The sequence below is a fragment of the Gemmatimonas groenlandica genome, from assembly GCF_013004105.1.
Taxonomy (GTDB): domain Bacteria; phylum Gemmatimonadota; class Gemmatimonadetes; order Gemmatimonadales; family Gemmatimonadaceae; genus Gemmatimonas; species Gemmatimonas groenlandica.
The window spans coordinates 3,774,509-3,788,274 of record NZ_CP053085.1 but is presented as its reverse complement, the minus strand read 5'-3'; the positions used below and the strand labels follow the sequence as shown (position 1 = coordinate 3,788,274).

Below are 13,766 nucleotides of genomic sequence, written 5' to 3'. Positions count from 1 at the left end.
ACAGAAATGGATTTGCCCTGTGCAATCGCACCGGCGCGGCGAGACGTGAGTCGTCCAATTCTTAAATTGAACAGCCGTTGAGCCTCCGATCTCGTCGCACAACGACGGTGATCGGTTTCTATCTGTTCATACCGGTTCGTATCCGTGTCAGGCAGGAACCGCAGTTTTCCGCATCCCCGAGTCGCTGAAATCACGCCGCCGATGGCCATCACGCGGCCGATGGCACCGCGAGCACACCGCAACGCGCCGTGCGCAACACACGCGTTGCGACCGAGCCCACCATCAGGCGCTCGAGGAAGCTGTGACGCTGCGTGCCGACCGCGATGAGATCGCACTGCGCCTGCTGCGCGAACGACAGTAAGGACGACGCGGGATCGCCGCGCACGGTGACGGTGTCCACGGTCACCCCTTCGGGCGGATCGAGCTGCGTGCGGACCTGATCGAACAGGGGCGGCAGCGTGCGGCCATAGTCGGCGTCCCAGGCCTGCCAATCTGCCGACGGATGTTCGAAGCGCGGACGTACGTGTACGAGCGTGAGGCGTCCGTTGGGGGCCAGGAGGCGAGCGGCAAGACGGGCTGACTGTACGCTGGCCGCACTGAAATCGAGTCCGACCACCGCATGCGTCGGGGTCGTCGGGAAGCTGGGGCACACGGCGAGTACCGGCACGCGCGATTCCCTGAGCGTGGCGAGCGTCGTCTCCGTGCCGAACAATCGGTCGAGCGGGTTATGGCGGCCGATACCCATCACGATGACCGACGCATGGCGGCGGAATGCCTCCGTCGCCAACAGTCGTGCGGGAGAGCCCAGCTGCACGTCCACGTCCCACGCCGGATCACCGGCGGCCGAGATCGAGATCGCACGACGCACGTCTTCGACCATTAACGCGCGGCGCGCCTCGTCAAGCTCCGCCGGCACCAGCAACACGTCCATCCCGGCGGCCACGCCGGGTGTCGGCTCACAGACGCCGAGGACCTGAAGTGGACCACCGAGCGCCCGGATCGCCAACCGACCCGCGTTGAACAGGGCCTCACTCGAAGCCGATGCACCGTCGCACGCGACGAGCACGGGTCCATCGGTGCCGGGCGGCAGATACTCCGAGTGCATGACGGGATCATGAGCGCGAACGAACATGGGCGGGAACCTCGTAGAGCGACGGGCAGCGGGTTGCGTAGCCCTGCAGAAGAGGGTCGCACTTTCCACACACGCGCTCTATCGGGGAGTCCTGTGGTCCTCGTCAGGGAATCCCGTACAATCCATTCGGCTGCGCCGCTAAAGGGCCAAGCGTAGCGCGCGAGCGAGGCGGTCGAACACTCGGTGAGACCACGTGCGCTGTCGCCATTCTTCCATCGTGACTTCGTGACTGTCTTTTAGATCGGCCTCAAAGCTCGCTTCCATGCCGGCGCCACACTCGTCGTCGAACACCAGAACGTTGCACTCCGCGTTCAGCCAGAACGAACGGAAATCGAGGTTCGACGAGCCAATCAAGCTGGCGTGCCCGTCGATCACGACCGTCTTCGCATGCAACGTCGCGCGCTGATACTCGAACACACGCACACCGCCCTTCAACAGCTTGTGATACGTGCCGTGTGCGGCGTGCCGGATGAGTGGCACGTCGGCGTGCTCTCCGGGTAGCAGCAGGCGCACATCGACACCGTGTTGTGCCGCCGCAAGCAAGAGCGTCAGTGCGCGTGTAGGCGGCGCAAAATACGGTGTGGTGATCCAGAGTCGCTGGCGTGCGCCGCCGATCATCGCCGCCAGCGCGCCGAGCATCTCACGTTGTCCGCGTCCGGGTCGCGGCGCGAGGACCAGCACCGCGCGATCGTCCGGCGCCGCGAGATCGGCGACACTGCGTACGCGCCGACCCCGTCGTTTATCTCGCTGCGCGCCGAGCTTCTGATGCAGCTTCTGCTGCAGGGCGCGCTGCAACTTGCGCGGCCCCACGACGTGAGCGGGAGCGCGTGTGGACGTCTCGTCGATCACACTCCAACTCACGTACTCGAGCCCGGGCAAGTCAGGACCCTTCGCGCGATCCCATCCTTCGGCGAACACCGCCGCCAGCTCACGCGCCACCGAGCCTTCAACTTGGACGAACGTGTCTCGCCACGCGTTGCTCTTCGAGCGAATCGATGATCCGTACTCTTCGGCGATGTTCATGCCCCCCGTGAACGCGATCCGGCGATCGCACACGAGGATCTTGCGATGATCCCGTCGTAGCGCCTCGAAGGGATGGTGCCACACCCGATGAAAGTGTCGCACTTCAACCCCGTGCTCGGTCAGGGTTTCCCAGAATCGATCGCCGGTATTCATCGAGCCCACGGCATCGGCCAACACGTAGGTGCGTACGCCGCGCGCCGCCGCGCGAATCAGCGCCTGCTGCACCGACTCGCCGAGCTTGTCATCACGCATGATGTAGGTCTCGAGCAGGACCTCCTCCTGCGCGCTGTCCATGCTCGCGATCATCCGCTGGAACGCCTGCGCGCCGTCGGGAAGCAGCACGAGGGGAGGACAGCCATGCAGCGATCCGCCGTCGATCAGCTGCAGGAGCTCGCGAAACGCCGGGTCGCGCACGCCCTCGGTGAAGCGCCGGGCGGCGCCCCACGCGCGGTACGTGCGCACTTCCCGAGGCGAGTGTCGGTCAGCCATGTTTCAGCATGACCTTCATTCTGCGACTCCTGATCAATGCGGTCGCGCTGTGGTGCGCCGCTCGCTTCATCGATGGCATCAGCTATACCGGAAGCTGGCAGGGACTGGTCGCACTCGCACTGGTGTTCGGCGTCGTGAACACGTTGGTGCGACCGGTGCTGTCGTTCTTCTCGTTCCCGATCCAGATCATCACGCTGGGCCTGTTCACCCTCGTGCTGAACGCCGCCATGCTGCTGCTCACGAGCGCCCTTGCCACGCGACTTGGCGTCTCGTTCCACATCAGTGGCTTCTGGGCCGCGTTCATCGGGGCGTTGTTGGTGAGCATCCTCAGTACCATCCTCAGTTGGGTCGTGATCCCGAGCGACGCCGACGCCGACTGAACCCTCCGCTCAGGCGGGAAGCTCGTCGAGCGCGCGCTGGAGCACCAGCTCCATCGCCTGTCGCACCCGCTCCGGCGCGAGGATCACCGCGTCGGGGCCGTACTGCAACACGTGGCGGATCGCCCAGGATTCATCCGCCAGCGGATAGTGCACCAGCAATGACCCGTCGGGGTGCCACTCGCCACGCTCACGCTCGGCGATCCAACGTGCCACGGCCGGACTATACCGAACCACCAGCGACTCGGCGGCCGGCGCGTCCTGCACGAACACATGGCCCTGTTGCAAGACCGATTCCACCGTGAAATCGGCGGGGAGTTCGAAGGGATCGCTGGTCTCCACCGCCCCGCGCACCCGATCGAGCCGGAACACCCGGAGCGTGTCATTGCGCTCGCAGAACGCCACGAGATAGATGTTGGCGTCGGCCCGAACCATCGCGTACGGGCGCACGCGACGCACGGTCGATTCGGTGTCGTTCGACCGCTGATACGTGAGCTGCACGACATGGTGACGTTCGATGGCGCGATGCAGCACGACCACGGCTTCCCATTCGTCGTCGCGCGCGGGTTCAACCGCGAGGGTGCTGGCCGCATCGGCGGGCGCGCTGGTCTTCCATTTCTCGACCACGGTATCGACCGGTCGCACGGCGATCTCGCGCAGTCGCGCCCGGACGTTCGTGACCTGATGACGCTCGTCGACCGGAAGCTCCTGCTCCAGCATGCCGAGCCCCAGTTCGAGCGACGCCACCTCGGGCCGCGTGAGCCGCATGGGACGCTTGAAGTGCGACGAGCGCATCGACACGCTGTTGGATCCAACGAACAGTTGTACGCCCTCCACAAAGCCGGCCGGGGTATCGTCGCGGTCGAGAGCGTGGAAGTCGGCGCGCAGCGTTTTGGCGTCGGTACCCACGAGCGCCGCAAGTTCGTCGAACGTGAGCTTGTGTTCGTCGGCCATCGTCGGAAACGCAATCAACAGGCGTTGCAACTGTTCATCGGCGCGCGTCATGCGACCTCCGCGGCGTTCGCCAGTGACTGGGCCGCACGATGGGCCGACAACGTGTCGTGCAGCAAGGTGCGCCAGCTGCCGTGCCATTCGGCCGGCGACACGATCGACGCATCACCACCAAACGTGAGCAGCCAACGCAGGAACGGATCGCGCCGACGCACCCGAAAGCATCGCTCTGACGGGGTGCTCGTCTCCTCTCCCAACTGCATGCCCTGCTGCACCTGCCCCGACTCGCCGCGAAAGGCGACCACGACCGACACCGCCTCCTCGTCACCGAGCTCCCACGACTGACGCGAGGCCGCATGCGCCTCAAGATCGAAAGTGGCGGGGATGACGTAATCCGGCTGCTTCTTCTGCGCGTTGTACTTCGGCTTGGAGATGCGGCTCACCCGGAACTGTCGTAGCGCCTGCTGTGTCGGATCGTGCGCGACGAGATACCAGTGCCCCGTGAGGAACACGAGACCGTACGGTTCCACCGTGCGCATGCTCTGCTGATTGCGACCCATGCTGGCGTAGCTGAACGTCACCCGCTGTCGCGCCGAGAGGGCAGCGCCAAGCACTTCGAAGGTGCTCGCGTGCACCTTTACCGCAGCGACGATCGGCTCGCCGATCGGCAGCAGTCCAACGTCCTGTTCGAGCTTGCGGATCGCGCCGGCGGCATCGGCATCGAGTGTCGGATTGCCGAGTGCGCGCACACGCCCAGCCGCGCGGCGCAGCGTGAGACATTCATCGGGTGTGATCGCGAGCACCGGCAATGTCTGGAAGCCGATGCCTTTCGGGCGCGCTATGGTTCGCACTTCGAGCGCGGAAACGATGCGCGATTCACACAGCGCGAGCAACGGTAGATAGAACTCATCGGGCCGGAGCCGGTAGCGCGACTCGCCGCCGTCGCCGTCGGGCAGTGTCTCGATCGCGACACCAAAGGCGCGGAGTTCGTCCTTGTCACGCTCGAAGGTGCGCATGATGCTCGCCTCGTTCACCGCGGCGGTGATGTAGGCCGGCACATCGTAACGAAACTCCTCGAACGTCCCACCGTTCCGGCGCCGCAGGAGCGCCGCGATCAGATCGAACCAGCGGGTCAGCTTGTCCGCAGCAGCCATACCATGAATTCCGAGTGGTCAGTTGAACAGCAGGACATCGTCAGCGAATGAATACTGGCACCAGGAACTGACAGAAGAGCGCACCCACGATCGTCATGGCAAAGCCCCACATCAGGAGCTGACGGAACAGCTGCTTCGTGTCGTGACCGGCCGGAACAGCCGCGATGCACAGGGCGCCGATCGTCGAGAGCGGTGAGACGTCGACCAACGCCGCACCCACGTTGATGCTGATCGCGATCTGCAGCGGGTGGCCGCCACCGAGCTTGGCGACCAGCCCCGGCACCGCCGGGAGAAACGCCGGATACACGACGCCCGAGGTGGAGCTATAGGTCGAGATCAGGCCCGTCACGCCGGCGATCACCCCGTTCACCGAGCCGGGCGTGGCCAGCTTCGACAGGAGCGTCGTGAAGAGATCCATGCCCCCGGTCTTCTCCAGCACGCCGATCAGCACGCTCACCCCGCACACCATCACGATCACCGGCCAAGGCACTTGCTTCAGCATTGCGCTGTCGTCGCCGATACCAATCAATACCAGCACCGCCGCCGCGGCGAAGGCGGTGAGCCCGGGGTTGAACTTGAACAGCAGCACGCTGCTCACCCAGAGGACGCCGACGGCCAGTGTCGTCCAGTGAGCGCGCGTGAAGGGGGTGCGCTCCTCGTCGACCACCACGCGACCGTGGCTCAGCATCGCCGGTCCGCCGAACATCGCCCACGCCGCGATCGCCACGATCGCGTGCGCCGCGAAGTTCATGACCAGGACCTCGGTCGCATGGCCGCCCAGCCCGGCCTTCGCCATCAGGGTCTGCACCAGCGCACCGATAGCGCTGATCGGCGACAGGTTGCCGGCGTTCGCCCCGTTCCCCACCATCAGGGCCATCAGCAACATCGGCGCCTTCGCCCGATGCGCGATGCCCATCGCCAAGGGGGCCAGGAGTGCCGTGGTCGCGATGGCGCCCGGTCCGCTGGTGGAGATCAGGCAGGCCAGCACGAAGAAGAACGGGGGCAACAGGGCGGACCGCCCGCCGAGGAGCCGTACGCCGTGCTGCGAGACGGCCTGCATCGTGCCATTGGCCTGCGCCACGCCGAACAGCAGGGTCACCCCCAACAGCGTGAGAAACAGCGACGAGGGAAACACCGCCATCAACTGTTCGACTTTCCAGTCGGCCGCGAACGTCGCGATGCCCCAGGCCAGCGCCACCGCCAGCACGCCGACATTCACGCGTGAGGTGAGACTGGCCGCCACCACCAGCAGCAGGGCCAGCAGTGACAGCAGCGCGGGACTCATGCGGGCTCGCTCATGCCGTCCGGCTCACGAGATCGTCCACGGCGGCAGCAGATGCCGCTGCACTTTGCCCAGCGCCGTGCGCGGCAGTGCATCCACCCGCACGAAACCGCGCGGCACCTTGAACGACGCCAACTGGGTGCGGACCTGCTGCGCGAGCGCGTCCAGGTCGACGGCCGCGTCACACACCACATAGGCCACCGGCACTTCACCACGCACCGCGTCCTTCACACCCACCACGGCTGCTTCGCGCACGCCCTCCTGCTCGGCCAGCAACTCTTCGATCTCGCGTGGATAAATGTTGAAGCCTCCCGAGATGATCAGATCACTGCGCCGACCTTCCAGCGTGATGTAGCCATCGGTCGCGCGCACACCCACGTCCCCGGTGCGAAACCAGCCGTCCGTGAACGCCGCCGCCGTTGCCTCCGGTCGACGCCAGTAGCCGTCGCACACATTCGGCCCGCGCACCCACAACTCTCCGCTCGTGCCGTCGGGCACGTCCTGACCGTTTTCGTCGACGATACGCACCGCCGTCAGCGGCATTGGAAAACCCACGGTTCCAGCGCGCCGCTCACCGTAGTACGGGTTGCTGACGTTCATGAGCGTCTCGGTCATGCCGTAGCGCTCGAGAATGACGTGGCCGAACCGCTCACGGAAGGCGTCCATCACGGGTGCCGGCAGTGGCGCCGAGCCCGACACGAACAACCGCGTGCGCGTGCCGATCGCGGCCGCGCGCTCCGGCGCCACGTCGAGCAACCGCACTAACATCGTTGGCACACCGAAGAACACAGTGGGCTGGTAGGTCTCGAACCAGTCGGCCGCGCGCTCATGCTCAAACCGCTCGGCGAGCCGCATGTGGCAGCCGCTGAGCAGCCACACATGCAGCCCGTTACCGAGTCCATGTACGTGAAAGAGCGGCAGCACCGCGAGGTAGCGATCGTCGCTGGTGAACTCCCAGGCACTGGTGAGCGCCAGCGCATTCGCGGCGAAGTTGCCATGCGTGAGCACGGCCCCCTTCGACGCGCCAGTGGTGCCCGACGTATAGACCAGCGCGGCCGGCGTATTGGCCGAACACAACACGGTGCTGCGCGTGACTGCCTGCGACGCCGCCTCGGCCACCAAGGCTTCGAGGCTCCAGGAGATCACACCTTGCGGCAGGTCACCCAGCTGCGCCGACGTCGTGATCACCGCGACCGGCGCGGCATCGCTCACGATGTGCGTGATCTCGCGTTCACGATAGAGCACGTTCACGGGCACCACGATGATGCCGGTCTTGATGCACGCCAACCAGAGGTCGATGACCTCGATCCGGTTGGTGAGATAAAACGCGAGCCGATCACCGGCCTGCACGCCGCGCGCGCGCAGCGCGTGCGCCATCCGATTACTCCGCGCCTCGAGCGCGCCGAATGTCAGTCCGAGTGCCTCTCCGGACGTGCCGAGGTAGTCGAGCGCGGGAGTCGCCGCCCGTCCCAGCAGCGAGCGATCGTACAATCCGAGGAGTGACATTACTGCAGGCCAAACTCACGGACGATCGCGCGCACACCCGCCAATTGCAGGCCGTCCTCTTCAAACACGATGACCCCCAGCAGTGCCCGCCCGACATCGTCGGGGAGTCGATCAGACCGGAACACCTGAATGACCGGCCCCATGGTCATCGCATCGCGCAATCGGGGGTGCGACCATCCGCTGCCGAGCGTCGGCTCGCTGTCGAAGCCCTTGGCGAGCACGGTCGTCAACGCCGACGCCGGGGCACCGCGATAGCTCACCGGGGGCAGTTCGCCGCCGAAGCTCCGCTCGAACAGCGCCTGCCAAGCCATCGGACGGGCGCCCTGGGCACGTGTGCCAGAGGCCAGCACGATCCGCGGCGAACGCGCGAGCACGTGCATGCGTTGGACAGCATCCTGCAGATCATCGAGAATGCGCGCTTCACGATCGGGCGCCATTTCGGAGGGAGAATTGCCAGAATCATCGGCCATCCCCCAATCTTCTCTCCCGCCCGCGGCGCAGCCACCCCAATTCACCCAGTGTTCACACTTTTTCTCGTTGTCTTTCTCGACCTGATCGGGTTCGGGATGATCATCCCGGTCTTTCCGTTCTACGCCGAGCATGTCGGTGTCGCACCGGCATCGGTCATCTTCTTCCTGGGGCTGTACTCGCTCGGGCAGCTGGTGGGCGCGCCGATCTGGGGTAGTCTCTCGGATCGCATCGGCCGACGCCCCGTGCTGCTGATCACGCTGCTCGCCAACGCCGGTGCCTCGGCGATGCTGGCCTTCAGCACGACGGGCACCATGCTGGCGATTTCACGCATCGTGGCCGGACTCGCCGCCGGCAACATCTCGGCGGCCTACGCCTACACCACGGATATCACTACCGACGACACTCGGCCCAAGGCGCTCGGCCTGCTCGGCTCCGCCTTTGGCATGGGCTTCGTTCTCGGCCCGGCGTTGGGCGGAATGCTGGCCGGTGCGAATCCCGACGACGGCTCGGCGTTCGCCCGCGTGGCGTACGGCGCCGCCGTGCTGTCGCTCGTCGCATTTGTGCTGACGCTGTTCCGACTCCCCGAATCGCTGCCGCCGGAAAAGCGCCGGTCGTCGACCACGAAGCGTACGGGCATGCGCACCTACTTCGCGCGCCCGGTGCTGCGCGATCTGTTGCTCTCGACGGTTATCGTGGTGGCCGCCGTCGCGCTCTTTCAGAGCACGCTGGCGCTGTTTACCGCCGACCGCCTCGGCGTGGGTCCGCGCGCGCTGGGCTGGATCTACGGCTTCGTCGGCGTCGTGTCTGTGGTGGTGCAGGGCGGCGTGATCGGCCCGCTCACGAAGCGTTTCGGCGCACAATCACTCACGCGCATCGGCGCCATTCTCGTCGGCGTCGGCATGGGCTGCATTCCCTTCTCGCACTCGATGGCGTGGCTGCTCTTCGCGCTCGGCATCTTCGGCGTGGGCTCGGCCCTCTTCAATCCCAGCATGAGCGGCCTCGTCGCGAACGCCGCCGAACCACACGAACGCGGCAGCGTGCTGGGCGCCTACCAGGGCGCCGCGTCGATGGGCCGGGTTATCGGTCCGTTCGCCGCCAGCGGTGTGGCGAGCGCGAGTTCACTGTCGATCCCCTTCCTCGTCGGCGCCGTTGTTTCATTGGCGGGCGCGCTGTTGATCCACACGCGCCCTAAACCGAAGCCTCCGACTGATCTGATAGAAACGGAAACGAACGGTTCCTGACTGACGCGGATACGAACCGATAGCAACCGATAGCAACGGATCGGCTCCGTGTGATGTCACCATGATCGCCGGTGCACATAAGTTTTTTCTTGCGAACAAAGAAGGCAACGGCCAATCGCGCCGTTGCCCTTTTGCTTATTACCAGAAAAATCACCAATTGTTGACAAGCCAACGCCCGTCGTATCCCACGGAGCAGATCCGTTCCTATCAGTTCCTATCGGTTCGTATCCGTGTCAGTCAGGAACCGCCGTTTCCGTTCGTATCCCCAGAGTTCCCCACGGCCATCACGAACCAATCCCGCCCACCACACGTTTCATGAGCGCACCACGCGGCAGCGTCGATGCGGCTTGGATGCCGTTGATGATCAGCACTTGGGCTTCAGGAATCGTACTCGGATATCGCTGCAGGAACTGGGTACCGTTCATCGCTGACGGCAGTGTCACGATCTCCACGCGTCCCGGTTGCACGTTGATCAGCGCCGGATCGTTCAGTGGCTTGAACGAGCGGATCGACGCCTCCACTTCGGCACCACGCTGCGACGCGACTTGCTGCGCCATGATGCCGTAGATCAGGTACGTCGTGTTCTGATGCGACACGGACATCGCGAGGCCGGCGAGGCCGCCCTGCTCCGTCTGCGCCGTAAACGATGCGATCACTGCCGGAAGACCGTTGATCGTCGTCTGGCCGCTCTGACCGACCACGATGCCCTGCTGACCGAGAAAGCCCTGCAGCGCCTGTGTCGGCGTGCCCTGGCCCGGGACGAGCTGGATCTGCGCACCGTTGTCGGGGCTTCCCGCGACGACCGCATCCGGCATGTTCGCCGTCTTCCAGCCTGTCGGGAACGTGATTTCGAAGCGGAGATCCGGATGGAGGAAGCGCGTGCCGCGGAAATAGCCCTGACGCGGATTCTCGCCGAAGACCATGCCGTTCAGCAGTCGCATGTACGTATCACGATTGACCTTCGTGTTCGACAACGCGCCGGCAGGCAGTTCCGCCACACGTTGCTCGGCACGCTGCACGCGATTGCCCGGATCCGGGTGCGTGCTCTGCCACTCCGGCACGCGACCACCACCGTCGCCCAAACGACCGAGTGTCGTGAACACATTCGCCGCTTCACGCACATCGAAGCCTTGCGCGAGCGAATACTGGAAGCCGAGCGCGTCGGCCTGCAGTTCGTCATCACGACCGAACTTGAGGAAAAGCAGTCCGGCACCGGAGCCCAGCACATCGCCGTACTTGGCGACCGTCGGCGAGAGAATGCTCGCGCCCACCAGTCCGATCTGGGCGACTTGTTGCTTGCTCATCGCAGCGACCGTGTGCTTTGCGGTCACGTGACCGATCTCGTGCCCGATGACCTCGGCGAGCTCCGCTTCGCTGTTCAGGTGCGTCATCAAGCCGCGCGTCACGAAGATGAAGCCGCCGGGATAGGCGAACGCATTCACCGCCGCATCGTCGAGCAGATGGAACTCCCACGGCAGATTCGGACGCTCCGACTTGGCCGCGATCTGCGTACCGATGCGCTTCACCAAGGCCTGCGCTTCTGAGCTGGGGTATTCACCGACCCGCTGCAGATCACCGGCCGAGGCCTGTTTGCCCATCTGGATTTCCTGCGATTCCGAGATGAGCGACAGCTCGCGCCGTCCCGTCACGGGATTCGTCGCGCAGGCGCCTGTCGAAAGCAGCAGCCCGCAAGCTGCAGCACGGCGCAGTCCTGTCCCCATGGTATTCCTCCGTATTCGTTTGGTCACACGTACATCGTCACACATCACATACACACTGGGCAAGCTACGTGCCTCATCCGGCATTTCGCTTGACCCTCAGGAATGCCGACGGCACATTCGCACCCTGAGTACTCCGCAATCTGTGCGTCGTGTTTCTTCTGCCCCCCGTCATGCTTTCCACGCATCTGCGTCCGTTGCCGCCGTCACATCCTTCCGCGGGCGGGCGCCCGTGGTTGTCGATCGTGACGCCGGCGCTGTCTCTGCTGCTCGCCGCCGGTTGTGCCGGTTCGCGACCTGTGCCGGCTACCGCGGCGCGCCCCGTGACCGCGGCCGACAGTGCCCGGGTCCGCGCGCTTGCCGCTGAACAGGCCGGTAACGGCACGCGACGAGGCGTCATCGGCGTGCCGCCGTTTGCGTCCCTGGGGCGCGACACTACGCTGGTGCCGCTGGCCTTCGCGCTGGCTGACCTCGTCTCGACCGATCTATCGCTCAGCAAAGGCCTCACCGTCGTCGAGCGGGCCCGACTGGGCGAAGTGCTGCGTGAACTCGATCTCGCGGCCTCGGGGCGTGTCGACTCTGCCACCGCGCCGCGCGTCGGTCGACTCGTGAGCGCCGAACGGCTCATCTTCGGCTCCGTCGAGCCGCTGCCCGACGGTCGCACCATTCGACTCGGCGCCCGGATCGGCGATGTCGAGAAGTCCACCGTGACGACGGCCGTCGATGCCCGTGCCCCACTGGCCGAGATCTTCGCGGCCGAGAAGGAGCTGGTGTTCCGACTCTTCCAGTCGCTCGGCATCGTGCTCTCGCCAGCCGAACGCGCCGAGATCGAGCAGCAGCCCACCAAGAGTGTGGCCGCCCTGCTGGCGTACGGACGCGGCGTACAGCGCACCTATCAGGGGGATTCGAAGGGCGCCGCCAACGCGTTCCGCCAAGCCCACCGCATCGACAAGAGTTTTCAGGGCGCCCGCGATCGTGAGATCGAAGCGCGCGTGATCGGCGCCATCGGCACCAGCAACCCCGTCGCCATTCCCGGCGTGCGACCGCTCGATCGCGCCATCTCCACGGCCGTCGATCGCCTCAATCGGCCGCTCGATCTCGTCACCAACGTCTCGCGTGCCGTGTCCACCGCGACCGATCCGTCCTTTCCGAACGCCAAGGGGATCATCGTGATCACGGTGGTGCGTCCATGAGCGCCGCCTTCTCCAACGTCCGGCGCCGGATCGCACTTGCCGCTGCCGCCGCCCTGCTGCCGACCGTCGCGCACGCACAGGATCGCCTCATCGGGACCAGCGCGCTTGGGGCCGGCGTCACGGCCGATATGATCCAGTTCGGCGGCAACGGCTACACGCAGCCCGGTGGAGCAGGACGCGATTCCATCCGCCTCCGCAGCATCTCGCAGTTCTCGGTCCCGATCTCACTGGCCGTGCCGCTTGGCAGCCAGTGGACCGTCGACCTGCAATCGGTTTACTCGACGGTGCGGCTGGGCTTCGACCCGCGCACCGGCGCGCGCCAGAACCTCACGCTGTCCGGTGTCAGCGACGTGCGCGTGCGCGCCACCGGTCGCCTGTTCAACGATGGCCTGGTGTTCACCGCCGGCGTCAACGCGCCAACGGGACAGACCGAACTCAGCGTCGACAATCTCACCGTACTCCGGGCCAGCGCCGCGCCCGCGCTCGGACTCAGCGCACCGCCGGTCGGCGGCGGACCCGCTGGTACCGTCGGGCTGGTCGTCGCCCGGAAGATCGGCGCCTGGGCCGTGGCGGTCGGCGGCTCGTACGAAATGCGCGGCACCTATCAGCCGGTGGCCGCCCTCACCGCCGGCGCGCCTTCGGGCGACTACCAGCCGGGCAACGTAATCCGGGGTTCGATCGGTCTGGATCGCCTGGTCGGCAAACATCGACTCAGCATCAGCAGCGCCGCCGACCTCTACGACACCGACGAACTGCGCGATCCCTCCTCGAGCAGCGCCCGGCCGCTGGCCACCGTCCGTCTCGGACCGATCGTCACGACCGATATCCAGCTGCAGCTCGCCGCCCCGCGCGTGAATGAACTGGTGCTCTGGACCGCGCACCGCTTCCGCTCCCAGTTCGAACGCGATGGCGTCAAGGTGAATGGTTCGTCGGCGAACTACATCGACGGCGGTCTGCGCACCAGCATTCCGCTGCGCCGGTCACTCGACCTGTTGGTCACCGCCGACGGTCGGTACCACAGCGGTCTCGCGATCAATCAGGGGCTCGCCACGTCCGGCGTGATCAGCGGAGGCGGCACGCTCGGTCTGATCGCCCGCTCCGGCAACCTCTCGCTGCAGCCGTATGTCCGGGCCCAGGCCGGAAGCCTGTCCGTGCGCGACTCCGCCGCCCCCTCCACATCGTTCGTTGGTGGTTCGGTGGGTTTCCTCGTTGTAACCCGCTTCTGAGCC

The 13,766-nt window shown here is 65.8% G+C and carries 12 protein-coding genes; 4 read left to right on the top strand and 8 right to left on the bottom strand.

From position 1 onward, the window contains the following. Positions 1-208 precede the first annotated feature (208 nt). Together HKW67_RS16145 and HKW67_RS16140 are read right to left on the bottom strand one after the other, a co-directional pair. Complete coding sequence (locus HKW67_RS16145) at positions 209-1,132, bottom strand: universal stress protein (RefSeq protein WP_171226369.1); 924 nt, start codon at positions 1,130-1,132, stop codon at positions 209-211. 138 nt (positions 1,133-1,270) lie between these two features. Further along, the gene (locus HKW67_RS16140; RefSeq protein WP_171226368.1) at positions 1,271-2,644 is read right to left on the bottom strand and encodes a phospholipase D-like domain-containing protein; all 1,374 of its coding nucleotides are present in this window, start codon (positions 2,642-2,644) and stop codon (positions 1,271-1,273) included. Between the two features lie 8 nt (positions 2,645-2,652). On the opposite strand from HKW67_RS16140, the gene HKW67_RS16135 reads away from it, so the two are divergent. Next, the gene (locus HKW67_RS16135) at positions 2,653-3,024 is read left to right on the top strand and encodes a phage holin family protein (RefSeq protein ID WP_171226367.1); all 372 of its coding nucleotides are present in this window, start codon (positions 2,653-2,655) and stop codon (positions 3,022-3,024) included. Between the two features lie 9 nt (positions 3,025-3,033). Here HKW67_RS16135 and HKW67_RS16130 read toward each other — a convergent pair whose 3' ends face one another. Genes HKW67_RS16130 through HKW67_RS16110 form a run of 5 tightly spaced genes read right to left on the bottom strand, consistent with a single transcriptional unit; the run spans position 3,034 to position 8,384 of the window. Further along, positions 3,034-4,026, bottom strand: a complete 993-nt coding sequence (locus tag HKW67_RS16130; protein ID WP_171226366.1) for a helix-turn-helix transcriptional regulator — start codon at positions 4,024-4,026, stop codon at positions 3,034-3,036. Further along, on the bottom strand, positions 4,023-5,126 hold the full coding sequence (locus HKW67_RS16125; RefSeq protein ID WP_171226365.1) for a helix-turn-helix transcriptional regulator: 1,104 nt from the start codon (positions 5,124-5,126) through the stop codon (positions 4,023-4,025). The genes HKW67_RS16130 and HKW67_RS16125 overlap by 4 nt, the downstream gene beginning before the upstream one ends. Before the next feature lie 40 nt (positions 5,127-5,166). Continuing rightward, entirely contained in the window at positions 5,167-6,411 is a 1,245-nt protein-coding gene (locus HKW67_RS16120) for an SLC13 family permease (RefSeq protein WP_171226364.1), read from the bottom strand. A gap of 24 nt (positions 6,412-6,435) precedes the next feature. Further along, entirely contained in the window at positions 6,436-7,914 is a 1,479-nt protein-coding gene (locus HKW67_RS16115) for a class I adenylate-forming enzyme family protein (RefSeq protein WP_171226363.1), read from the bottom strand. Beyond that, complete coding sequence (locus tag HKW67_RS16110; protein ID WP_171226362.1) at positions 7,914-8,384, bottom strand: hypothetical protein; 471 nt, start codon at positions 8,382-8,384, stop codon at positions 7,914-7,916. Before HKW67_RS16110 ends, HKW67_RS16115 begins: the two co-directional genes overlap by 1 nt. 48 nt (positions 8,385-8,432) lie before the next feature. Between HKW67_RS16110 and HKW67_RS16105 the strand changes: the two genes are divergently transcribed. Further along, entirely contained in the window at positions 8,433-9,626 is a 1,194-nt protein-coding gene (locus tag HKW67_RS16105; RefSeq protein WP_171226361.1) for an MFS transporter, read from the top strand. 284 nt (positions 9,627-9,910) lie between these two features. On the opposite strand, the gene HKW67_RS16100 is transcribed toward HKW67_RS16105, so the two are convergent. After that, positions 9,911-11,347, bottom strand: coding sequence for a M48 family metalloprotease (locus tag HKW67_RS16100; RefSeq protein ID WP_171226360.1), 1,437 nt, complete (start codon positions 11,345-11,347; stop codon positions 9,911-9,913). A 170-nt stretch (positions 11,348-11,517) separates the two neighbouring features. On the opposite strand from HKW67_RS16100, the gene HKW67_RS16095 reads away from it, so the two are divergent. Continuing rightward, entirely contained in the window at positions 11,518-12,537 is a 1,020-nt protein-coding gene (locus HKW67_RS16095) for a CsgG/HfaB family protein (RefSeq protein WP_171226359.1), read from the top strand. Continuing rightward, complete coding sequence (locus tag HKW67_RS16090) at positions 12,534-13,763, top strand: hypothetical protein (RefSeq protein WP_171226358.1); 1,230 nt, start codon at positions 12,534-12,536, stop codon at positions 13,761-13,763. Before HKW67_RS16095 ends, HKW67_RS16090 begins: the two co-directional genes overlap by 4 nt. The last annotated feature ends 3 nt before the right edge of the window (positions 13,764-13,766 follow it).